At 38.1% G+C, this 24,768-nt stretch carries 15 protein-coding genes; all 15 read right to left on the bottom strand.

The window, feature by feature from the left end; all coding sequences use genetic code 11:
• Positions 1-4: 4 nt before the first annotated feature.
• Complete coding sequence (locus IGI79_RS06470) at positions 5-2,959, bottom strand: BspA family leucine-rich repeat surface protein (protein ID WP_438845757.1); 2,955 nt, start codon at positions 2,957-2,959, stop codon at positions 5-7.
• Positions 2,960-3,112: 153 nt separating this feature from the next.
• Positions 3,113-4,303, bottom strand: a complete 1,191-nt coding sequence (locus tag IGI79_RS06465; RefSeq protein ID WP_438845756.1) for a hypothetical protein — start codon at positions 4,301-4,303, stop codon at positions 3,113-3,115.
• A 67-nt stretch (positions 4,304-4,370) separates the two neighbouring features.
• Positions 4,371-4,544, bottom strand: a complete 174-nt coding sequence (locus tag IGI79_RS06460; RefSeq protein ID WP_019723727.1) for a hypothetical protein — start codon at positions 4,542-4,544, stop codon at positions 4,371-4,373.
• Positions 4,545-4,590: 46 nt separating this feature from the next.
• A complete protein-coding gene (locus tag IGI79_RS06455) occupies positions 4,591-5,151 on the bottom strand; it encodes a hypothetical protein (protein WP_065095748.1) in 561 nt (186 codons plus the stop codon).
• A 31-nt stretch (positions 5,152-5,182) separates the two neighbouring features.
• Positions 5,183-7,351: a MucBP domain-containing protein gene (locus IGI79_RS06450; protein WP_438845755.1), complete on the bottom strand. Its 2,169-nt coding sequence runs from the start codon at positions 7,349-7,351 to the stop codon at positions 5,183-5,185.
• 20 nt (positions 7,352-7,371) lie between these two features.
• A complete protein-coding gene (locus IGI79_RS06445) occupies positions 7,372-11,685 on the bottom strand; it encodes a hypothetical protein (protein WP_438845754.1) in 4,314 nt (1,437 codons plus the stop codon).
• Positions 11,686-11,723: 38 nt separating this feature from the next.
• On the bottom strand, positions 11,724-12,653 hold the full coding sequence (locus tag IGI79_RS06440) for a hypothetical protein (RefSeq protein ID WP_065096270.1): 930 nt from the start codon (positions 12,651-12,653) through the stop codon (positions 11,724-11,726).
• 19 nt (positions 12,654-12,672) lie between these two features.
• Positions 12,673-15,924 carry a lysozyme family protein gene (locus IGI79_RS06435; RefSeq protein WP_438845753.1) on the bottom strand — a complete coding sequence of 1,084 codons (3,252 nt, stop codon included), beginning with the start codon at positions 15,922-15,924 and terminating at the stop codon, positions 12,673-12,675.
• Positions 15,917-18,226 carry a VirB4-like conjugal transfer ATPase, CD1110 family gene (locus tag IGI79_RS06430; RefSeq protein WP_065096429.1) on the bottom strand — a complete coding sequence of 770 codons (2,310 nt, stop codon included), beginning with the start codon at positions 18,224-18,226 and terminating at the stop codon, positions 15,917-15,919. Before IGI79_RS06430 ends, IGI79_RS06435 begins: the two co-directional genes overlap by 8 nt.
• Complete coding sequence (locus tag IGI79_RS06425; protein ID WP_065096430.1) at positions 18,168-18,518, bottom strand: PrgI family protein; 351 nt, start codon at positions 18,516-18,518, stop codon at positions 18,168-18,170. The genes IGI79_RS06430 and IGI79_RS06425 overlap by 59 nt, the downstream gene beginning before the upstream one ends.
• Positions 18,519-18,533: 15 nt before the next feature.
• Complete coding sequence (locus IGI79_RS06420) at positions 18,534-19,358, bottom strand: hypothetical protein (RefSeq protein WP_065096431.1); 825 nt, start codon at positions 19,356-19,358, stop codon at positions 18,534-18,536.
• Between the two features lie 29 nt (positions 19,359-19,387).
• Positions 19,388-19,624 carry a hypothetical protein gene (locus IGI79_RS06415; RefSeq protein WP_010735554.1) on the bottom strand — a complete coding sequence of 79 codons (237 nt, stop codon included), beginning with the start codon at positions 19,622-19,624 and terminating at the stop codon, positions 19,388-19,390.
• 2 nt (positions 19,625-19,626) lie between these two features.
• Complete coding sequence (locus tag IGI79_RS06410; RefSeq protein ID WP_065096432.1) at positions 19,627-21,366, bottom strand: VirD4-like conjugal transfer protein, CD1115 family; 1,740 nt, start codon at positions 21,364-21,366, stop codon at positions 19,627-19,629.
• A 35-nt stretch (positions 21,367-21,401) separates the two neighbouring features.
• Positions 21,402-22,862 carry an HTH domain-containing protein gene (locus IGI79_RS06405; RefSeq protein WP_081277446.1) on the bottom strand — a complete coding sequence of 487 codons (1,461 nt, stop codon included), beginning with the start codon at positions 22,860-22,862 and terminating at the stop codon, positions 21,402-21,404.
• A gap of 324 nt (positions 22,863-23,186) precedes the next feature.
• Positions 23,187-24,539, bottom strand: a complete 1,353-nt coding sequence (locus IGI79_RS06400) for a lytic polysaccharide monooxygenase (protein WP_065096433.1) — start codon at positions 24,537-24,539, stop codon at positions 23,187-23,189.
• Positions 24,540-24,768: the final 229 nt, after the last annotated feature.

Raw genomic sequence — 24,768 nt, 5'->3', positions numbered from 1 at the left:
CCCGCTATCTGGGAACAAAACGTAAAATCATACGATAGGTAGGAACGAATGAATCTTGATAATAGCCCCCTTGTTCATTGTCACTTTCCGAGATCCACTTAGGATATGGCCCATAAAATCGACCGATCAAATGGAAAGGGACACTTGAGTATGGTGCAACTTGTGCCAAGCGTTGTTCACTTCTTCGTCCATATAAAGAAATTTTGGTTTCATTAGACATCAACTGTAATTCCAATAGTGGTTGTTTGATATCAGAGAATTTTTTCGGTTGTCCTTCTTGCAATGGCGCGTGATCTAAAGGATTTTCATCCTCTCTTAACAAGGTGACCCCTGCATCATCTTCAACAATGAACTGATTCACATACGTATCAACAGAAAGATCTGAATGATTACGGATCTCGTAATCTGGACTAACAAATTCACGATTAGTTTCCTCGCCTTGGTAGAGGGATTCGAACACCATTTTCGTCGGTATGGAAACTTTTAGATGATGGATCTTCGAGCTAACATCAATGCCTATTGTAAACTTATAGGCTTTGTTCCCTACTTGAAATGTAGCAAAATACGTGCCATCGTCCACTTCATCCTTGGTTAAATCCGTAGCTACGATTTTAATTTCCTGACTGTGATCGTCCTGTGTCAAAACATCGTGTGCTGTTGCCTGACTTTCCTTCAGAATCAATTCATGGAGTTCTGCTTCACTGGTTAATCCCTCTAACTTCTTACGTTCTAATGTGAAGTGATTTGCAGTGTAGTCGATCCCTTTGATTACCTTTTCGTCAATCGTCAAATCACCAGTTGTTTCGACGGATGGTTTAGCAACAGCGAGTGTTACCTGTGTGTCTGTTGCTAAACGCTCATTTTCTGCTAAGGATATCTCAAACTGACGAATCCGTTGATCTGCATCTTGGTAATCTCCCCACTTGATCCTCGGTGATTCTTTAGTTATAGTGACTGTTTGTCCCGCTGTATTTTGGTAAGTGATTGTTCGGCTATCCGTTACTTCTGTCATCCAGCCAGTGATTGCTGTTGATTGGTCACTTAATGGCTCTAATGCTGCCACTAATTCTTCCGGACGAGAACGTTCCCATACATAAGTTCCTGGATGATTTCCGTCATAGTTTGCCATAAATTCGTTTGAATTCTCAAACGCGATTGTTCGAACTGAACTATCCAAGCTTTCTTCAAGTACCCATCGGCCTGTATATTCAGTTGTAGATGTGATCCTTGGTAACCTGGTACCTTCAATCACTGTTTCTTTTCCTAATTTAAGAGATGAAAGTCTCCAAGTATTAGAGAACATGCCCCTAATATCTTTATTTTTTGTGTCCCAATTACTCAAATCTAATTCAGTTAGTGAAGAGGAAGACATAAATAAATTCGTCATACTGGTCACATTCTCAACATTCCATTGACTGACATCAATGTCCGCCAAGTTGTATGTCCAAGCAAATGCGTGGCTCATATTCGTCACATTAGACACATTCCATTGACTGACATCTAACTTTGTTAAATTGCTCATCCATGCAAATGTGTGACTCATGCTAGTTACATTAGACACATCCCATTGACTAATATTGAGCTCTTTTAGTGCTGTTGTACTTGCAAACATTCTGCTCATATTCGTAACTCCGGATGTATTGAACTTTCCTGCATCTTCAATACTTTTCAACTGATTTAACTCGTAAAATAAAGATGCGCTATTTTCTGGTAAAAATACTTCATTGATGACACGAATAGTTTCAACTTCTGAGTGAACTTTCCATGGCGCTTGCGAGACCGATCCAGCGATTCCACCATACAAATGGATCGTTTTCGTTGCCTCGTCGTATTGCCAAGGGACGGTTCCCCATAACTCCTGATTCTTCCGATAGATATAGGTGACTATCTGCTCAATATTCGTGAAAACCCCTGTTGCATTTTCCGGTGTAACAAGCAATTCCCAGCCTTCGATTTCTATTGCTTCTGTACGATATGCTTCTCCGCTAAATCCCGTTAAAATATCGCTTTGAGCTAACTCATTACCCTCTTCGTCCACATACCTTACGACGACACTGCCTTGTTGCAAGCGTTCATAATTGGCTTGAACGCTCACAGGTCCCGTACCCATTCGTAAACTGGTATTCGCCAGATTACTATTCGTGATGATTGCACCATTTTGGGTTCGAAACTGCCAATTGACAAACCGGTACCCGACAGCTGGATTCGCATTCAAATTGATGGTTGCTCCTTGTGCAGCAGATGAAGCTGAAACCGTAGGATTGCCACCAATCGTTGGATTTGCCTGCACACTCACACTATGGGTGATTTGTTCGTAGACTGCTCGAATGGACGAATCTCCTGTCCCCATCGTAATGGATGTACTTTGACTCGTTCGGTTTGCAATAGTCGCGTTTCCAGAAACAGGCTCCCATTGAACAAAGCGATATCCATTCGAAACGTTGGCATGGATCGTGGTCGTTTCACCTTGTGCCAGTATTGTTTGATCCGCTCTTGGATTTCCTCCAGCATTTGGAGCAGATTGAAAGGTTAAATTGTACACTCGCTCATAAACCGCTCGAATCCTTGCTGTCGCACTTATCGGTCCTGTAGGTCCGCCACCTGTATTGAGATTTGTTACCTCTGCATTTGGGTTTTGTATAGAAACACCATCACTGGATACTAATTCCCATTGCACAAAACGAAATCCTGGATTCGGATTCGCATGTATGGTGTACACCGGTCCAAGTGGTGGCATCTGACTACTACTTGTACGGTAAGGATTTCCACCTTCTGAAGGACTTGTTTCAAATGTAATCGTTACATTTCTAGCTAAGTCTACCCTTGCCTCATTCTGGATTTCATTAGCGGGTTCACTGGTTTCTGATCCATAAACAAAATGAAAAGGTAGATGAGACAATAGAACAACGATTACGGTCAATAAAATGATAGTTTTACTATGATTAATTCTACTTTTCATTGGTGCTCCTTAATGATTAACTGTTGGAATAAATAAACACATCGATCTTTTTCTTTTTATGAATAGTTCCAGATGAAAAACATCCGTCATTTTTACACACTGATCAGTGATATCTCCTATTGATAAAATTGATATCAATAGGAGATCCGTTTTTTATGCTCGTAATTCTTTATGTGAAGAATTACGTAATTTCTCCGTATTTTTTTGTTGCATAATTTCTGCTGATTTACTTATGCTTGCTTCCATTTTGTTTTGCAGTTTACTAGGACCAGGAATACTTGTAGTCAAGGAAGGCGATAACGTTTTTTGAGTAAGTCTTCGTTGCTTCACTTCATGAGAAGTCCCTGTGCGTTCATTAGCATTGAATAAGTTTTCTGCTTTTGTGAAATCGCCTTTCATAGCTAGTGATCGAGCTTCTCTTATAATATTCAATTCGTTTTTTAATTCATGGATCTGATTTTTTAATTGACGATATTTTTCGCGATTAAAAATATACTTACTAAAAAAATTGATTCGCTGTTTTTTACTTTGCAATTCGGCTAATTCATTTTGTTTCGTGTTGACTTTCATACTGTATTTCTCTAAGTTATGATTTTTTACAATTGTTTCTTTCATTTCATGGATTTTTTCAATAGCGGAATGAGTATCTCGATTGTAGCCTTGGTCTTCTTTCCATTTTTCGATAAAATTTCCGAGTGCTAGTTCACTTTGTTTTTCATTTTTCTTAAACCTGCCATAGAACCCCCCGTCATTAAAACTATTTTTCATCTTCAGGTCATATCTTTTTTTATGCATGTCGATATTCTCACCTAATTCCTTGATGTTTTTTTCATCCTTTGATGAATCATACTTAAATTTATACTCCTCAAAAAAATTAGATAGTTTTTTAAATTGTTGGTCTAGATCGTGGTGGATCATTTTTTGAGCATTTTTTAAATCTTCTTTGTCGATCATTGAGACCCCATTTGCTTGCCCAGCTATGCCTGTTTTGTCTGTAAGTTCATGACTCTTAGCTGATTTGAGACGTTCACTTTCTCTTTCTCTGATCAACTGTGTTTTCTCCGCTTCTAATTTTTCATAGCGGGGATCACTCATATCTTTGATACGGTTTATTTGCGCTTGTTTCTCTGAAATTTTTTCCGTTAATTGCTGAATCTTATTAGGATCAGTTTTTACTTCAGTTACTCTCGAGGTACTGGATGAAGCGGCCGACTGTCTTTCATTCCGTGCAGCGATTTGTTGTCGCACCTTATTTCTCTCTGCTACTAAGCGATCGTATTCAGGATCATTGATATCTTTTATGCGTGCAATTCTTTGGTTTAATTTTACGAGTTGTTCATCCATTATCATTCCCACTTTCTTAAAGAAATTCTTAATCTGTCTTCGCGATATTATTTATGAACAAAATGACTTATTTCCTATTTTTCTTTTGTAACGAACGTTTGAATCCCTCTGACGATCGAACACTCTCCAAATAAACGCGTTCTTGCTCTCTCTTGTTTTCTTCTATCCTTTTCATTGTTTGGATTCGCTTAGTCTCACGACCGATTCTTCGTTGTTCATCACTCATACGCTCATGTTCCATTCTTTCTCCTCCAATCAGGATGGCTCCAATTGATCATGAGAATTCCTTATGATCTTTGTAATGACGGTCTTCTTGTTAACTGATTATTTTTTGATAACTGATTGATTTTATTACTTTTACTGATTGCCTCTTTTTTTACTGTGGCAAAGCTCAATTTTTTGATTTTAGCAACGGATTGTTGTTTTGACGCTTTCACTGTTTTGACTTCGGCAGATTTGATTCTTCGTTGAGAGGATGTTGCACTGATACCTAGTGTTTTTATACTTTTTAAAAGATCAACCTTCATGAAGTTCGTCCCTAATTTGTATAAAAACTGAAAAAGGTTCCGATTGGTTTTTGTTGCGATATTTTTTACAACAGGCGCTTTTTCTTTCGCAGCTTCCAGCTTGACAGGTTGTTTTTTAGCTGCCTTCGTCGTATTAGCAGATGCTTCTAAAGGTGATTGCTCTTTTTCTTTCTTTTTTGTGATTCTATTTTTGATCATCTTCGTCACTTTGACGACAAATCTTCCTAAATATTTCAGTCCCATAAAACCAAATTTAGGTGTTTTCAACGATGTCTTTTGTAGCATTTTTACTTCTGGATCTGGCTGTTCATTGGTGATCATCGAACTCCTCCTTTAAATCAAACGTTTGGTATCATTTATTTTTACATTTAGTTCGCTTTTTTAGTTGTTTCCAAAAGACAAATGCAACGATTGACGTCCCTACTACAGTTAAGGAAATTCCTGCTTGACTATTCAATCTTGGTAGCGAACGCTTCTCTTCTTTTCTTCTGATTGCGCCCCCATCATTCTTTTTAGTTGAAGTTTTTTTGTCAGTTGTTTGGTCTACTGGTTTTGTTTCAGGTTGCTTATCCTTATTATCATTAGGTTTGTCTTCCTCTGGTATCGGCTGCTCCTCATTTCTAACATAGACGAAATTTATCTCTTGCTCCTCATCTGTAAATACACCTGTAGGTTGGCCGATGGTTTCTTTTACTTCCCAACCAGCTATTTGCATTGGCTCTGCCTTAAAAGCTTCTCCCCAACGTCCAAGTAGAATGTCCATTCGATTTTTTTCAGGCGCTTCCTCAAAAATGTGGTTGACGACTACTTGACCGCCAACTTTACGCTCGTATTGGATCGTTACCGTTTGTGCTTGTTCTGTCACTATCACTTCTGGCAACTCACCTTTTACTTGCCAACCCGCGTCTGTTCGTGGCGTCAATTCAAAATGATCACCAACATTCCCGACATCTGTAATCACATCGTTCGTATTCATAGAAGATTCGCCAATGAATTCATGATTGACGGTGATGGCACCTCCAGGTTTTCGCTCGTATTGGATCGTCACCGTTTGTGCTTGTTCTGTCACTATCACTTCTGGCAACTCACCTTTTACTTGCCAACCCGCTTCTGTTCGTGGCATCAATTCAAAACGATCACCGACATTCCCGACATCTGTAATCACTTCGTTCGTATTCATAGAAGATTCGCCAATGAATTCATGATTGACGGTGATGGCACCTCCAGGTTTTCGCTCGTATTGGATCGTCACCGTTTGTGCTTGTTCTGTCACTATCACTTCTGGCAACTCACCTTTTACTTGCCAACCAGCTTCTGTTCGTGGCGTCAATTCAAAACGATCACCAACATTCCCGACATTTGTAATCACTTCGTTCGTATTCATAGAAGAATCGCCAATGAATTCATGATTGACGGTGATGGCACCTCCAGGTTTTCGCTCGTATTGAATCGTCACCGTTTGGGCTTGTTCTGTCACTATCACTTCTGGCAATTCACCTTTTACTTGCCAGCCAGCTTCTGTTCTAGGTGTCAATTCAAATCGATCGCCCACATTCCCCACGTTTGTGAATCGTTCACTGCTATTCATACTTGAAGCACCGATAAATTCGTGGTTCACCGTGATCGCTCCGCCCACCGTTGGATTCTTTGTATAGACAAATTCAACAAGTCTTTCCGGACCAGCTGCCATCTGACCGGAAGCACTTGCGCTTCCAGATGATAATCTGCTGAAGGTATATCCCGGAATGACTGGAGGTGTATACGCATAGTTTTGACCAACCTCCATTTGTTCTACCAGTGGAGCTCGGAGTTCATTACCTTCCTCATCGATATATCTCACTTTGATTGAATTTTTTGTTCGCAGTGACAATGTGCCTAAATTAAGATTAGTAAGTGTGATACCCCCTACATTAATCGGGTTGTTTCCAAAAAAATCAGCAGTTGTTGGATCAATTGCCCATGTATCTAAATAAAGCGAACTCAAGTTAAGATTGATTGAGTTAGTATGACCATTTGTCGCACTCACCTGTGACCTAGTAACTGTCACATCAACTCTTGTATGATTTCCCGTAGTCGGACCAACTACCCTGCTAATAGTCACTCCCGAAGGAAGATTTGTCGCGGTCACTTCGCCTATGCTAAAATTACCTAGCAGATTTGGTGACTTTCCATAACGCATCTGAGTATAAAAGTAATTGGGTACAGGCGTATTTCCACTCTTACCTCCCGTAAGTGCTGGAATCCAACCACCTCGATCTGTTACAAGGGCATAGGTAGGAATATTAATCGAAAAACTTACACTATCCCCCACATCAACCCCTAAAGAACCATCTACTTGTGGTGTAGCACTGATCTGTTGAGAGATTGCGTTTTCTCCTTCGTCATACAACCATGCACTTAAGCTCTTTCCTTGATGGATCTCATCGAGCATATAATCATTAAAAGTAGCATAAACACTCACTGGAAAATGTAAGAGCAACAAGATGACGCTAAATATGCTCATTAGTTTGATTTTATTCATTGAATCTCTCTCCGTATTCTTTATTTTTCAAAAGATATTTGACCTTTCAGTAGGGGCTTACCACTGGCATTATTACTCTTCGAAATTGCTTTTTGTTTGATTGAATCAAATGCCTCTTTGACGGCCGGCTGACGATTGATTCCCTTATTTTGTTCAGTAATCTGTGGATTTCTTTCAGATTTTGTATTATCCAACCGATGTCTTGCGGCTTCACCTAATTGATTCGTCGTACGGTTATCACGAGAGGACTGTGATGGTGGCTCATGAATATCCGCTTTCACATGAAGTGTTTCATGGGTATTGAACGAATTCGACCGACTTGAACGATTCGCTTCATTTTGGGTTTTGTTTTCTGTCTCTTGACCATAGACCCATGCATATGGACTTTTTTCCATTGACTTCGTCTCATTACTAGCGAGTTTTATGCCATCTTCTTTTGAACCAGCACTTTTTATTGACGAATTATCATGGGCAGGTGCACGATCATCCTTATCCACTTTTTCATAGGCTTTATCAAAATTCTTATCTACCTCTAAAGAATTTTTTTCGATTGTTTCTTTTTGTGTTGTGGTTTCTAATGTTTGATCTTCTTTTTTATAAAACTTTCTTTGTAGTGCATGCAGTCCTTTACTCAAGGCGGTCACACCAAAGGAAACCGCAAGTGCCATTGCAATAACTGAAGTTACTTTGTACATAAATAACGGAGTTGAAGTGGCTATCGCAAATATATATGGTGCTATTACTGGTGTCAGTGCGATACCAATTCCTGCTACAACTATCCCAACACCAAAGATGATGGCGAGAGATTTCCAATTTCTTTTAAAATAACCCTTTACAGATTTGTCTTTTTCTGAATTTTCAGGACTGACTTTTTCTGATGAGTGATTCTGTTGTTTTGTTTTTGCTGTTTCTTTCTCATGAGCGGCAGTTTCTCTTTGAATTGATTTTTCTTTTGGATCAATCACTCGATCTTCTAAGTTTCTCTGTCGACTTCGTTCTGCCTGGCGATAGGTTTGTATTCTAGAACGAAGTTTAAGAATATAGTTGATGAGTTTTGGTCCATAAACGGCAATCAAAATAGTCACGTAAATAAGCCGAGTTAATGGTAGTCCATACATAGCAAAGTAAATTGGAACGATACCTAAAATGCCAGTTACCCACATACTGATCAACGGCCAAGATGCTAATGGTAGTAAGTTCAACAAAAATCTTCCGATTTGAATCGCTCGGCTTTTTTTTGTGTGGATTTTCTTTTTTTCTGTAAGCGGTCCTGACTCTGGCAATTCTATATCGTCATCCATAAAATCGGTTTCTGTAGCTTTATCCGTTTTTCCTGAAGGATTCTCATTTAAACCAAAAGTATCACTACTCGCGTCTATTCCAAGTTTATCTAAAGAATCAGTTGTGTTTTCCGACTGTTTTTTATCCATTCCTCGAGTGGCTATACTCGCTTCATCCAGTTTCGTTGGTCTCGGTTCCACACCTTCAATCATCTGATTTCTCATTTGGCTATTTTGAGTGTCTGAGGAAGATTCCTCTAAGGGTGCATGGGAACTATCTGTTTGATTATTTGTCTGGGTATTTGTTTCAAGTGGTACTTTTTCTTCTGGATTAAATTTGAGTTTATCAGCTAACAATTCACGGATTTTTTTCGTATTACCAGCAACGATACCTGTTTGATCTGTTTGATCTGTTTGAGCAGTAGAGTGAGCAGTAGATTGGTTGTTTGTTTCAGTTCTACGATCTAGCTGATCGGCTATAACCGTTTCTTCCGATTTTTGCCCATCACTACTTGTTACAGCAGGATTTTCAAATTGGTTTCGGCGTTGACGAAATCTTTCATTAGCCAAGCCATTTAGTTTTTGCTGGAATGTTTCGTTAGAGTCACTAGCTTCAGTTTCTCTCCCATTTCTGGACTCGTACTGTCTTCGCATCGCTTCAACTCGACCCGTCGATTCTGGAGCTGGTCGCTCATTAGGATGATCGTTCGCTTTTTCAAACTGGTCTCTCGCTGTTTTCACTTGACCCGTGGATTCTGGTGCTGGTCGGTCGTCAGGAAGATTACTCGCTTTTTCGAACCGTTCCCTCGCTGCCTTCACTCGTCCCGTGGATTCTGGTGCTGGTCGCTCATCGCGAAGAGCATTCGCATTTTCGAACTGATCTCTCGCTGCCTTCACTCGTCCCGTGGATTCTGGTGCTGGTCGCTCATTAGGATGGTCATTCGCTTTTTCAAACTGGTCCCTTGCTGCCTTCACTCGTCCCGTGGATTCTGGAACTGGTTGCTCATCACGAAAGGCATTCGCATTTTCGAACTGATCTCTCGCTGCCTTCACTCGTCCCGTGGATTCTGGTGCTGGTCGCTCATCACGAAGAGCATTCGCATTTTCGAACCGTTCTCTCGCTGCTCTCACTCGTCCCGTGGATTCTGGTGCTGGTCGCTCATTAGGATGGTCATTCGCTTTTTCAAACTGGTCCCTTGCTGCCTTCACTCGTCCCGTGGATTCTGGAACTGGTTGCTCATCACGAAGGGCATTCGCATTTTCGAACCGTTCTCTCGCTGCTCTCACTCGTCCCGTGGATTCTGGTGCTGGTCGCTCATTAGGATGGTCATTCGCTTTTTCAAACTGGTCCCTTGCTGCCTTCACTCGTCCCGTGGATTCTGGAACTGGTTGCTCATCACGAAGGGCATTCGCATTTTCGAACCGTTCTCTTGCTTCTCTCACTATTCCCGTGGATTCTGGTACCGGTCGTTCATTGCTAAAGGCATTCGGATTTTCAAACCGCTCCCTTGTTGCTCTCACTTGACCCGTGGATTCTGGAGCAAGGCGGTTATCACTTTTTACACTAGGTTTTTCAAATCGAGCGCGACGGTTTTGGAATTCTTCATTCGTCAAGCCGGTTTGATTCGATTTTATTTTATTTGCAGATGATGAATCATTCGTATCAACTGCTCTTTCGTTTACTTTACGTACGCTTTCACTACTGCCATGCCTGGTGATAGCTCTTTGATAAGAAATTCCTTGATGTTCACTCTCTCCACGACTCTTTTTCTTTGAAAGTGATGGTTCACTGCTTGTACCAGTCAGGTTTTCGAATCGATCACGAAGATTTTGAAATTCTTCGTCAATCCTACCAGTTTGACTCAATTCTGCATTATTTGTCCTTAAGGTATCGTTGCTATCTACCCTGCTTGCTCCGGCTTCTTGTACTAGCTCACTACTTCGTTGCTGTCTGGGTGGATTTTGATAAGCAGCTGTCTGGTAGTTATCCGTTTCTCTTTGGGTTGTTCTCTCTATGATTGGTGGTTCGTTACTTGGTCCAGGCATATTGCCAAATCGATCTCGCCGTCTTTGAAATTCTTCGTTTGTCATGCCCGTTTGATCTGGCTCTGCTTTATTTGTGGGTGATGATTCATTCGTATAGACTGTGCTTTCGTTTCCTCTACGCACAAATTCGCTAGTACCTTTTAATGGAGGAGCTTTTTGATAGGACGATGTTCCTTCATCTCTTTGGTTCTGTCGATCTGTCGGTTGATTTTGCCTATTTTGAACATTCGGTGAATCATTCGTTTGCGAGGTTCTCCATCTAGACGACTGTCGACTTTCTAATGGTGAATGATCATTTGATGAATGATTCAGACCTTCATAGTATTGTCGCAATCGATTGACTGTTCCTGATGGTACTTCAGCTGAATGCGCCTCTTTATTAAAAGAACGTTCTTTTTCAAATCGTTCTTTTAAATCACTCACTTTAAGCCTTTCTTGGTGTTCTTCTTTTGTATATTGATTCTTCGTGTGGACAGAATTTACGTGCATCGAGACATTCTCTTTGATCTGATCATTAGATAAAAATTCTTGCTTTACGTTGTCTCTCATATTGAGTGAGGCTTGTTCTGCAAATCTTCTTTCTTGTTCAGCCACTAATTTAGGACTTACTAATTCTTCAGATGCTTGTAATTGTGTGTGTGACGTCAAATTAGGTGTCGCATCTTTTGTCCTTGTTTCTTGCCTACGTATATTTTCTTTTAAGACGATCATCCGTGATTTATAGATGGAGAATCTCAACGTATTGTAATCTGATGAATCAATGTCTAAGAGCATTCTTTCAAATGAATGTTTTAAATCATTGGTCTTTTCTTCGTTCACTTGCTTTCTTGAAGAAATCAAGTCTAGAACGAAGTGAAATTCTTCTCTCAAAGTTTCAGGATTACTATCCAGTATTGCTTTTGCTTGAAACTCATTGAATACTTTTTCTTCATGAGGTTTTACTGATTTTATTGAAATATCTTTGTTTATATATTCTTTAAGATAGTCTTCGTATTTTTTATAAAACATCGGTCTCCTCCATTCAATGAAGAATTTTTTAGAGTCGATTAACCATTCAAGCGATGTTCAAGTAATTGTTCTAAAGATGAATTTTCTTCTCTAAAAATACCTGTTTGAGTTAATCGCACAGCTTGATGTGGTTTTTCGTAATCATTTACCCATAAAAACATCCCTGGGAGGGAATGCATGCGATAACCGAATTGTGTCTCTTCTAAGGTGACCTCAAATGTCATCACTGCTGAATTTTCATCTGTGACTGATAGTTCAAGTACACATAAAGTCTCAGAAATATCTTCAGAAATGACGCGATAGTAAAAAATTCGACTTATTTCGTTTCCGTCTTCCACTTTTCTTTGGACAAATGTGTCTTCTGTAAAATCAATCAACACTTGACTATTCATTGTCGTTCCCGTCCAACTACCTTGAAGCAACACGTCATTCCATTTTTGACTGATTATCTCATCGATTTCTTCCCCACCGGAATCAATAATTTCTTTGGTCCTTTCCATCAGTGCAACGCTAGGATAGAAATAGGTCGTGTTCCCTTCATTATCTTCATAAAAGAAAATCGTTTCGCCTAACCTTGTCATCATCTCAAAAGAAACTTCCTCTTTCTCTTTGTCCGTCAGAACAAGCTTTGTATCTACTAAGCGATACTGACCCGTTGTGAGCCAACTGGTACTTTGATAAGTTCCGTCATTTTTTAATTCTAGAACCATACCATCTTCTCGATCAGAGTACCAAATACCTCTATAGACTAAGGCTTCATTTCTTTCTACTAAATTTAGGTCCTCTTTTCTTTGCTCGCTTGCAGACAAAGGTTTACTACTAGAGGTAGCTCCCGAGTTTTCATTCGTACCGCGATGAAAAAATAGCGAGTAAAAAATAAAACTGAACATGGTGATGAAAATGCCGATAGCTATAAACACGATTCTTTTTCCTTCTTTTGACTCAACTATATTTTTTATTTGTTTCATTGTTTATCTCTTTCTCTCTTTATTGAAGAATACCGTAACCTGAAATGCTTGGATCATTGTTAAAATAGGTCCTTCTAGCTACTTTATCAGCAGTATTCCCTTCGATGGTCTGAATGATATTTCCATCTGTAAACTCTACGATTCCCACATGATCTTTTCCTGTACCACCTCCATTCCAATCAAAGAAAATCAAATCACCTGGTTGTGGATGATAGTTCTCTGAAGCTTTCTTATAGTTCCCTTTTTCAGTTAACCAGTTGATCATTTGTAAACAGTTAGCAGACTTGGTTATTTTCTCTTGGTTGAGATACCCTACTTGATCTGCTACCCAACTCACAAAGATCGCACACCACTCTACTCTTCCTTCAAACCCATACCATCGCCAGTACTTCTCTCCTTGGATCGTGCCAATCTCATTGATTGCAGCCTCAAGGAAATCTGAGTTTTCGAGCCATAGATAGTTAGTTACTATAGGAACATAGAACATATTTCCGTAAGCATATCGCCATGAAAATCCATATGCTAACGCTACTGGATGGGTATAAGTAACAGTCTGTCTGTTGCTTTTTTCTCTTGCATATAACTCTGCATGAAAGAAGCTATATTGATTATTGGTATTTGCTAACCAGTTTAAAAAGTCTTCTCCGTAGTTATAGGCTTGAAGAGCCGCACGATCATCAAGATGTAAGTCTCTCGCTTTACTTAATAATTGGGCAAAATAGTGGGTGCCTCGATCAATTGATCGTTCTGGATCATCAATCGTATTAGGAGACAAACCTTGTGACTCACTAGCCTGCATAATATCAGGGAATCTTTCTGCATCACCACCGGATTCTACTTGGATGATTGCCAAAATCATGTTGACATACTCTGGAATCCCATATTTTTCACAGGCTTCTCGAACAAGATGTTCCCATTGTAAAATCATTTGTCCAGGATTTTTAAGACTTCCTGAGATCGATCTTGAAGAACGATGTGTAAATCCTTCTATCTCAGAAGGATATTGAAATTCCAGATCAAAAATATAAGCAGATGGATAAATGTGTCTGTTTGGCCAGAATGTTCGACGTTCAATGACCTCAACCTTTAAATTTCCTGTGGTTTCTCCTACGATTGTATCGGCATCTACCCACTCACCATTTCTCACTCGGACATTTTTTAATGGAGATAAAACAACTCTTTTGCTCAAAGAAGTATTGATAGTGACATAATCATTGCCAGCAGCATGTACTCTTCCTGATCCAGAATTATCGATGCCATAGACAGGCGTGCCAGGCTCAGCCAACAGCTCGATATGATTATGTCTATTTCTGTCATTTGATCCTCGATAGCCATATTTTTGAACAACGATGGCGTCTTGGTTCATGCCAAAAGGACTTTGCAAAAATACTTTATTCTCAAATCGGTCCAATTCTTGGATCGGTCCAAACTTATCTAGTTCTTCCTCTGTCAGCGTATCTGAATTTTCATCAATAAACTGACTGATTGTTTTGATCTCAATATTGATCAACGCCACTTTTATCGTACGATGCGTTGGCCGATCTTCTTCATTACGAGGGGTAGGGGGTTGGTCCCCATTTAGAGTGTCATTCGTTTGATTTTCTTCGGAATCATTCGGTTCTTCTTCTGAGTCCTCATCTTCTTCTGAATCATCCGGTTCTTCTTCTGAGTCCTCGTCTTCCTCCGAATCATCCGGTTCTTCTTCTGAATCCTCATCTTCCTCCGAATCATCTGCTTCTTCTTCTGAGTCCTCGTCTTCTTCTGAATCATCCGGTTCTTCTTCTGAGTCCTCGTCTTCTTCTGAATCATCCGGTTCTTCTTCTGAATCCTCGTCGTCTTCCGATTCATCTGGTTCTTCCTCTTCCGAACCATCAGCTTCTTCCGATTCATCGTCGTCTTCAGAGTCTTCCGAGCCATCCTCTTCTGGATCAGTCTCATCAGGATAAATAATTGGCACTTCTCTTGTTTCGATTTCTGTCGTGTAACTAAAGGTATAGCCATGGATTCCCTCTACTTCTCCACGAACTCTTGTTGCACCAAAGATATTGCTACTTGCTGAGATACGTTTACTGATGTTATAGTCTTCATATTTTGCATTCAGGTAATAAAGGTACGTATCTGCATCAGAGCTATAGATAAAATTGTTATCTGGTCTTGCAACACCATTTACAACAAAATAAACTTCTTCGATTTCAGAATTTTCTGAAAAATTTTCGAAAACTTGTTGCACTTCTTTGTTCTTTCTGGCATCCAAAAGTGTGACATGTTCATATGCCTCTGCTAATGCCATATCTTCCGTTTTTATAGTAAATATACTAGCAATAAAATTAAAGATAGCGATAATCACGACGATCACGACGATGACGACCGCCAAGATCATCATTACTTTGACGGACAACAACATGAGAATCAGTTTGAGAATAATAAATAAGACTAAAAGAACTCCAAGGATATTCAATTCGCCATCTTTGTTCCTGCCAACTGTGTCTATGGCTGTTTGCGCCAGATTTTTTTTCAGTTTAGGTTTGAAATTTTTTTTCGATGGCATTTTTGTTTGCTTTTTTAATCGTTTGACTTTGTTGGAGTTACTTAACACTTGATGTTTACGTTCAAGTTTGTCTTTGATACCGAATAGTTTTTCTTCAAGCTTCTTTGCTCTGGTCTGCTTATTCGTAATAAGTGTATTCTTTATGCCAGCTAGATTGAGAACATTTTTGCCTAGCTTTTCTTGTTTCTTATGATAGAATTTTTTTGATCCTAGTTTTTGTTTATTGATTTTTTCAGCAGAGAGCTGACTTCGCTGATTCGTCCCATAATTATTGGGTGAAGTTTGTCTTTTCTTTATTCCTAAAAGCGCATGATCGATTTCTTTGGGAGAGCGATGTTTATTCTTTATGAAATAGGCCTTTTCTCTAGTGGTACTATGTTGTTTGTTTCTATTGATTTTGTTTAACTTTTTTTTATTTGTCATAAGATGGCGCTTTTTAAAATGACTAGCGTTTGATTTTTTGCTTGTCGCGCCTTTACTCAATGGCTCTTTTTTTGACTGGCTATTCACCATATGTTGTTTGAAATCAATGATATTTCTATTTTTTAGCTGTAAGTTATCTCTTTTTTTTCTCGCTAATTTTTGCTGACGCTTTTTGAATCGGAGGCGTTTCTTCAATGCTTTCTTATTTTGTTCTTTCGGACTGACACGTTTCAATTTGATCGATAACAGATCTTGCTGCTTGTTGTTTTCTTGTTTATTCCCCTCGTATGTTTCATTCATAATCTTGCTTTGTTTTTACCTCTTCACCAGGTTTAGTTGTCATGATTTGATAGAGTTTCGTCTCTTTAGGCAGTCGGTCTTCAAATGGAATGATCGTGTCCCCAAATACCATCAATCCAGTACCTTCACTCCCATTTAATACATACTTTTCCTGCTCTTCTGATATATCGAATAAACGAGTCAACTCTGAGCGGTCAGATTTTGCTTGATTGAACATGACAACGAAGTCGCTATTAGAAAGCATTCTTCTGGCTAGATCTGACAATAATAGTGTCTCGACATTTTGAGTGATCCCTGTCGGTATCGCCCCCCATTTTCTTGCTCTACTCCACAATTCAAAGAAATAATTTTCTGAATATTCATTTGTAAAGAGCAACTGTAATTCATCTATATATAACCATGTACGGATCCCTGATTCTCGATTTAATGTGATTCGATTCCAAATTTGATCTAAAACGACCAACATTCCGAATGGTTTAAGTTGTTTCCCTAAATCTTTGATGTCAAAAATGACCAAACGTTTATTTAAATCCACGTTCGTCTGCTCGGAAAATAGCGCCAGACTACCTTCTGTATAAAGCTCCAATTCAATCGCCAATTGCTTTGCCTCTTCTTCTGGCTGTGCATTTAGCGCCGTATAAAAATCTTTTAATGTCGGCAACTGTGTCTGGTCTTGGTAAATTTTCCGGCATACTCGGTCGATGATCGTCTTTTGTTGAGAAGATAACCCTAAAATCCCCCCCGTGATCAGCTCACAAAGTGAAATCAAAAACTGGGTTTTTAAAGCGATCGGGTCTGCATCATCGCCATAGTTGCTATTGATATCCATCGGATTGATGCAGGTGTTTGAATTACCAGCCAACCGAACCATTTGACCATCAAATTCCGAACAAATATGCTGATATTCTGATTCAGGGTCAATGACGATTACTTCATCTTCGGCGTTTCTTAGTAAAACATTGACAATTTCCCGTTTGACAGAAAAACTCTTACCCGATCCTGGTGTACCTAAGACAAACCCATTGGGCGCCATTAGTTTTTTCCGATCAAGAATCGTCAGATTTTTTGTCACAGAATTGATCCCATAATAATTGCCATTCTCGTGGAGCATTTCAGAAATCGAAAATGGCATCAGCGCCGAAACCGCAGAAGTTGCCAATAATCGATTTAAAGGAACATGATTCTTCCCTATTGGTAATAGTGTATTCAAAGCAAATTTTTGTAAATAAGCTAGTTCAATGATCGTGCAGCCAAATCTTCGCCCTACTGACTTGATTTTACTAGCGATTTTATTTAAGTTATCCTGATTCTCTGCGGAGAAATTGATCAACACAGTTACTTCAAATAGTTTCTGGCTTTTACTTTGTAATGAATCTAAAAGCTCTTTTGCTTCATCCAGAGAATAAGTTAGGTCATAGGGTAACATGTCATAATCGTACCCACTGTTTAAGGCTTTTCTTTGTTCATCCACCTTTTGCTGATCCATGTAAGCCATTTTAGTCTTTACTAAGTCGAAACTGCTTGCCATCGGTATCGGCTTGCAACTAACCGTAAGAGTGATTTCTTCATCGATCTCCATGAGACCTGTCAAGCATTCATCAGATAGTTCAGCTGGGTAACCATTCAAATAGAGGGTCTGATTTAGTTTGTCATCGATCTTGATCAGGCGCTTATCTAATTTGAGATCCACTTGTTTCGGTAGTACTGTATGCTTCTCATTATTTAAGATTTGACCGATCAATTCTTTGCGTTCTTCTCCCTTTAAAATATGGATGGTCGAACCAATTTTTCGAGCGAATAGATCCATTTGATCGGCAATCAAGAATAACTCTCTTTCCGCAAATTCCTGATTCTCATGTTTTTGAGTAAAAGTAATAAAAATTTTCTTTTCAAACGCATTCTTCTTTTCGTTGATTTTCGCTGTTAGATAGTCATTCATTTCTTGGCGGTATTTATCATCATATTGTTCATTTTTTTCTTTAAAAAGCACATGAGTCAATTCTTCGACTGTTTTTTTCTTTTTTACTAACGTAACTTTGTAATCAATGGAAGCTTCTAAAGAATTTAGGAACTCACAATATTTAATGAATATCTGCATACGTTGTTCTTCGGAACAAAGTTGATAACTGATATCGTGAATATTGATCGTTATTGAGTATTCATTCTCAGTAATTAGACAAATACCGTTCTCATAGATTTCTTCAAAAAGTAAAAAAGATTTTTTTTCTTCTTGCATATTTTTCTTATTCTTGTTTTGCCTGAAGTTCACCTTCATGAAATTGGGACGTATCAGATTCTTCATAAACAACTACTCCTTGATCAAAATGGTAAATAAAATAGTATTTCAAATAGCGTTCAAAAGGCAGTCCCTCTTTTTTTAGCCACCCAAAAGCGACGATTGGCATTGAAATGAGAATCATCAGCCAACTGATCACGTCCATGGAGTAACCAAAAAAGCGCACAAACACAAAACTGATCACGATGTTAGTCAACACCGCCACAGACAGAAAGCCTAATTGTCGTACGCTCATGCCTGCTACGATCCGTTCTTTATATTCACGTACATCTTTATGGACTTTTACTTCAATTGCCATTACTTTTATTCCTTTCTATGAGGCAGATACAATCATTTTCGCCCATCCTTTTGTCTTATTTATTGCAAACATCAAAGCAATCATGTAAATCGTCAAACCAAAAATCAGCGACCACATGCCACTTCTATGACTATTTAAGAAATTCACAAAAATCAAAGGATAAATGGTCAATACTAATGCGATCATGACAGCATGTAAGGAGGAAGCTGCAAAATTCTTAAAAAATCCTTTAGCCATCGATGAAAATTCTTGATGGGGTAATGCCGCCATCGAAATGGGAGCAATCGCACTAAATATATATAATTCAAAAAATCTTATATAGACGATGACATTGATAAAGACCCCTACCACTAAAGAAACTAAAAATAGAACAACAAAAATCATTAATACGACCATTACTTCCCACCACGAAAGATTGCTTACTGCTGAATTGACTACATTGCGATAAGAACTTAAAAAATCATCTCTATTTAGGGCCATTATTTGCCCTGCTAACATTGCCCCTAATGCGACAATGGCATCGAGAATCACTTGGATTCTTAAGATGACAATATAACAAATAATAAATTTTACAAATGCTTTCATGATCATTTCAAATCCCAAAGTTGGAGCACCACCCGCATTCTCTACTTTTAAAGAAATTTTTTGAAATTCAAATAAGATGAATATCGCTAGTATTGAAAATGCAACTGGAGCTATGATCGTTTGTTGGATGATTCCTGCTACTCGATAGGCATCTGCCATGTAATCTTGCAAACCACGACTTAAGGTTTCTGCAATATTGTCCCCATTCAGATATTCCATCATTCGATCAAATAGCATCATTATCGCTGCGCGCACTGATTAACCTTCTTTCTATAAAAAATTTTCTACCTACTTAAAAGTGAGCCGACATCAAATGCGGTCACGAACCAAACTGCAGCAACTAAAATCAATGCACCGCCGACGACTTGCCAAATCCCTTGTTGTAGTTGCGGGCCATTTTTATCTTTTAACGCACCTGCTAAGATCACGGTTCCCCAAATGATCCATAATCCTCCGCCAACCATCGTAAATCTTGAAATCAAATTAAATACATCCTGTAATAATTGTTGATTATTGTTCATTTCTATCCATTCTCCTCTTCATTTTTCGGTGATTGATTTCGTTCGTACCAATTCTCTGGAGTCACATCTCCGAGTTTTTTATAATTTTTATGTTTGGTAATATCATATTTTTCTGATATAAACGGAACTATTCCACGAATCTTCAAAATCGCTTTTGTTCCACTTAGGTTAGCCACTTCATCTACATCCAATAAATTTCGACCCATTTTTTGATAGTTCTCACTATAATTCCCATTACTACCTTTGGTGATACTGATGTTCTTGTGCTGGATCGTTTTCTTTCCTAGTAATTTGGAGATATACTCATGCGTGCTTAACTCCATCCCACCTAAATACAGAAAAACGTCACTGGTCCCGATGATTGTTTCCCAAGTATCTTTATATAAATTTTTAAGCTGACTAATGTTTTGTAAGATCACATTGACCGATATCTCGCGACTTCGAATCACTGAAATCACTTTTTCAAAGTCTGGAATCTGTCCAATATTGGCAAATTCATCTAAGACACATCGCACATGATGGGGCAGACGACCTTTATAAACATTGTCTGCTTTGTAAACTAAGCTATCGAATAATTGTTGGTACAACATACTTGCTAAGAAATTGAAACTCGTATCTGTATCTGATAATAAAATATAGATAATCGTTTTCTTGTCTCCAACAGTGTCTAATGCTAAGGTATCTTTACTCACGATTTTTTTGATATTTGGAATATCAAAAGGCGATAATCGCACTCCTAAGCTGACTAAAATACTTTTTGCGGTGCGATCCCCCGCTAATTTGAAAATTTTGTATTGCGCCACTGCAAAGTTGGCAGGATCTTTTTCTTCAAGTTCATTGAAAATCACGTCTAGTGGGGAAACATAATCTGGCACATCCTCTGGACAGTTTGCTAAGCGAACCATTTCAACGACATTTGTCAATGTTTGATCTTCCTCATCAACTTCTTGCAAAAGATAACTGAATGTGGCCATCAATAAGGCAGTTTCAGCTTTTTCCCAAAAATCATCGCCACCCTTTTTTTCAGGGTCTGAAGTATTTTTGATCAAGTTGTTGACGACTTTTAAAATATCGTCTTCGCTACGGATGTAAGTAAAAGGATTATAGTAATCTGTATTTTCCCGCGTGATCAAGTCAAAAACCTTGATTTCATAACCTGCTTCTTTAAACATTGTTGCTGTCTCGCTTAACAATAGTCCTTTAGAATCACTGACGACATAAGAGGAATGCAGTTGCATCAAATTTGGTTTCACATAGAATCTTGTTTTCCCTGATCCAGCTCCTCCTACTACGATGACATTCTTATTCCGATTAAAGTTATTAGATTTAGTGATCTTCATACGACCAGACATAGACAGCGATTCACTTTTTGTGAGAATGATATTGTTGTCTTTTTTTTTATCCATCATTGGCTTTATGTCTTTTTTGTTGCCCCATCTGGCACTTCCATATTCAAACTCTGTATGTTTCGGCATACCTGAGTGATACAAGATACCAAGAGCAAGCCCCCCCACGATTGTCAATGTACCAATGGTACTTGCTAGACTATAGCTAAAATCAAACTCAAAGCGACTAACTTCTAGTCCAAATTGATCGATTGTGCGAACCAAGACTTGTGCGATATCTTCTGTCTGTTGTCGGAAATTCTCGTAAATTAGGATGGTCCGATTTGCCGTATACGCGAATACAAGAAATAAAAATAGTAAAAGTAATTTATAATACCAAGTCTTTGAGTTTTTCAACTTGTCCTCCTAAACGACATAAGTTATCTTTGTTATTATCTAAAATCCGTAACGAGCAAGTCTGAAACGATGTCCATCGTTCGGTCAATATCTGCTTTTTCTGGTAGATAAAACATTTTAGTTTGATCACCAACTTGATACGGAAATGGTAGTATATTTGTCACTAATATATCTACATCAAGTGGATTTTCAATGGTTTCCAATTGTTCCTGGTACATGATGCTTGCTCTGGTGTGTAGATATCTTTCAATAATTTCATTTAAAGCAAAATCTGTTAAAAATCCTCGTTTTAATGCAACAACAACTGTACTTAAAACTTCACATGCCTTGTTCGTATATAAGAAAAGTAATAAGTCAGAAGTAAATGATGAAGCACATCTTTTTTGCAGGAAATTCTTTTGGATCGCTTTATTTTTTTTGATGACTGTATTCATTTCTTTATATAGCCGCCGGTTGATTGAATCAATCAGCATCGCCGATTCTTCATCGTTATATGAAAAATCAATTTCAAGTTCCTGTTTGATTTTCTCTTGAAATAAAAAGCAATTGACAATTGAATACAGTTGCTCATTATCAACTTGGATCCGATTCCCGAGAACACTCTTGAGATCTAAAACCAAATGTTTGACTGTCTCAGAAAAACCAAAGTATTCTGCAAATCCTTTATTGTGTTTTTCTATCTCAGTGTAATAACATTCATGTAAATGGATCATACAAGCTATAAAACAACATTCTTCAAAAATGACTTCTTTAGAGTAGGTCTTAAAACAATCTAATTGAATAAATTCAACGAATAATTGATTCGTTAAGGGATTGTTTCTAAACCAATCTAACAATCGCGACTGGATATATAATTTGTCTTTTCCAAATCGGATAAAAGTTAAAGCAAGTATTTTCTTTGTGATTGATTGGGAAACATCCGAACATAACGCCAAAACGATTTTGGTTATTTCTTCCATTTCATTTTTATAGGGGCAATAATCTTCGATTTCTAGATAAGCTGATTTAATGTAAAGATCAATAAACAGTTTCCTGATTTTGATCTCCTTCCCTATAAATTCAACCGGTGAAAGTTTTAAATTCAAACCATATTGATGGCAGATTTTCTTTAGCTTTCGCATTTTTTGGATCACTGTTTTCTCACAGTAGTGTAGTTCCCAGCTCCAATCGATCACCTGCTTCAGTTCACCTGTAAGGATACTTGTTGTCACTTTTACTAAGTCTTCATTCATGTAATAAGATTTTTTCTTCTCGAATAACTTAAAATGGTTCAATACAAACATGCTGACCCCTTTATAGGAAGTCAATATTTCAATTGTGTCGGAAAATTCATCTTGAATCGTTTTTAAATCATTGGTAATCGTTCTTCTAGTTACTTTGAGACTTTTTGCAAGATATTGAACGGTCACATTTTTTCTTCTCTCTAAAGTATTCAAGATAAATACGACACGTTTTTTGTAATCATTCGATATTAATCGTTCAAGAATCTCTTCCACTTACCTTCCCCCTTTCACATAACAACTTCACTATAAACAATATGTTTTTTTATTTCGAGGTATTGTATTTCCCGACTTAGAGAAAAAAATTTCTTTAGAAGACGAAGTTTTTTTAAAGTTTTTTTATAGATTTTAGTTTTTAGAGATAACAATAAAAAAGAGACTATACAAATTGTATAGCCTCTTTAAGGCGCAATTAATAACAATACTCCACTATTTTTATTTATCTACAATAAATGGCCCTCTAAGTTTTTAAGCTTTCTACAAAAAAGTTATTCTATTGGAATCCTAAATTAATCCAAAAGGCTAAAAGACTTTTAAAAGTTATTTAATTCTAAATAAACTTGCTGCACTATCTGGCGCCCAAGATGGATCCCCATAATTATAATGAGTCACTAATGTTGTATACAGTTTCCCTTCATGGAAGATGATTTCATCTTTTGTGTACAGCACTGGATTGGTTAAACTTCCTAACTCAAATTGACGATGTTCACTAGGTGGTGTAATTTCATTTGTTTTTGTTGAAATCACTAAGCGGTTGCTGGCCTCTGATCGAATAGAATCATTACTCACTGCTTTGATCGTATAGGTATATTGAGTCCCAGCATTCAATCCAGTATCTAGATAAGTTGTATTTGCAGTTTGACCAACTAATTGGCCATCTCTATAGATTTCATATGTTTTGATTCCTGCAGAGTGGCTCGAAGGATTCCACATCAATGAGATTGAGTTCACTGTTTCCCCCATTGAATGTAAGTTACCTGGTCTTGTTGGCACTTCTACTTCGTTATCTGCTAACGTTGTTACCTGAAGCGCATCACTTTTTTCAGATACTTGTCCGGTAAACGATACTGCTTCGATTTCGTACTTATACGTGGTATTTGCTGTTAGTTGATTATCTTGATAGTTGTTCGCAGAAGTTGTAGTAATCAGTTGACCATCACGATACACATTGTATTTTTCAGCAGCTGCTTGTGCATCCCACGAAAGTGAGACTGACTGTTTTGTCGTATTTACTGCTCTGACATTTGTTGGTTTATTTGGTACGACTGGTATTGCTCCATTACTCTTGATATTCGCATCAATCACATTATAAAAGGCATTCGCAGTATCACTAATATCCCAAATTGCTAAAATAACGTGATACCCCATACGGTCTTCTGGAATATTGACTGTGTGCGTTGCGCTAATATTCGCAGAAGATTGTCCGCCACCATCGAATTCCGATAATAACTCTAGATCTTCTCTCGCAAGTGGTTTGTTTTGATCCCAACCATTTTTCGTGATGTAGTAATGATATTTCGCAGTCCGGTGATTTGCCGTAAAATGCCAAGTGAAATTATTAGGACCAGTACTGATATCTTGCTTTGTCCATAACGTGGATGTCTGTTGATCTAACTGAAAACCTAACGCGCCATTTGCAGAAGCAATTCGTCCATCCGCTGGTCCTGCTGCTGGGAAGCCTTTCAATGCTTCTAAAGATTGTGGCTCATTGATCACTGCCCCATACTTTTGAAATGCTGCAGTCCAGTTGGTACGGGCATCTAATGACCCTTGGTATCCTCGACTAATTGGCTCCCTTACATACCCATGTGCAGAAACATCTTTTGTCGCACCAAAAATTATTCCTCCTAGACTTAAAATTAATACAACACTACCCAATAATCTTTTTTTCATATCATACCTTCCTTCCAATATTTTTTTGTTACATTATTTTTATAACATAATGACTTATTTAAAAATAGCAAACATACATTGATCAACAAATCACAAAAATACATATAAAAAACATTAAAATATTTATATATAAGTGTTTATAGCTTGTGAAAATAAAAACTATTATTCAGTTTTTGTTCATTTAAACCAAGAGATGATAAACAGATTTGACAAATAACTTCGATTTATC

This window comes from Enterococcus sp. AZ084, assembly GCF_051714905.1.
GTDB lineage: Bacteria > Bacillota > Bacilli > Lactobacillales > Enterococcaceae > Enterococcus_B > Enterococcus_B pernyi.
Note: the sequence above shows the minus strand (reverse complement) of the source record. Positions and strands in the feature narration are given on the sequence as shown.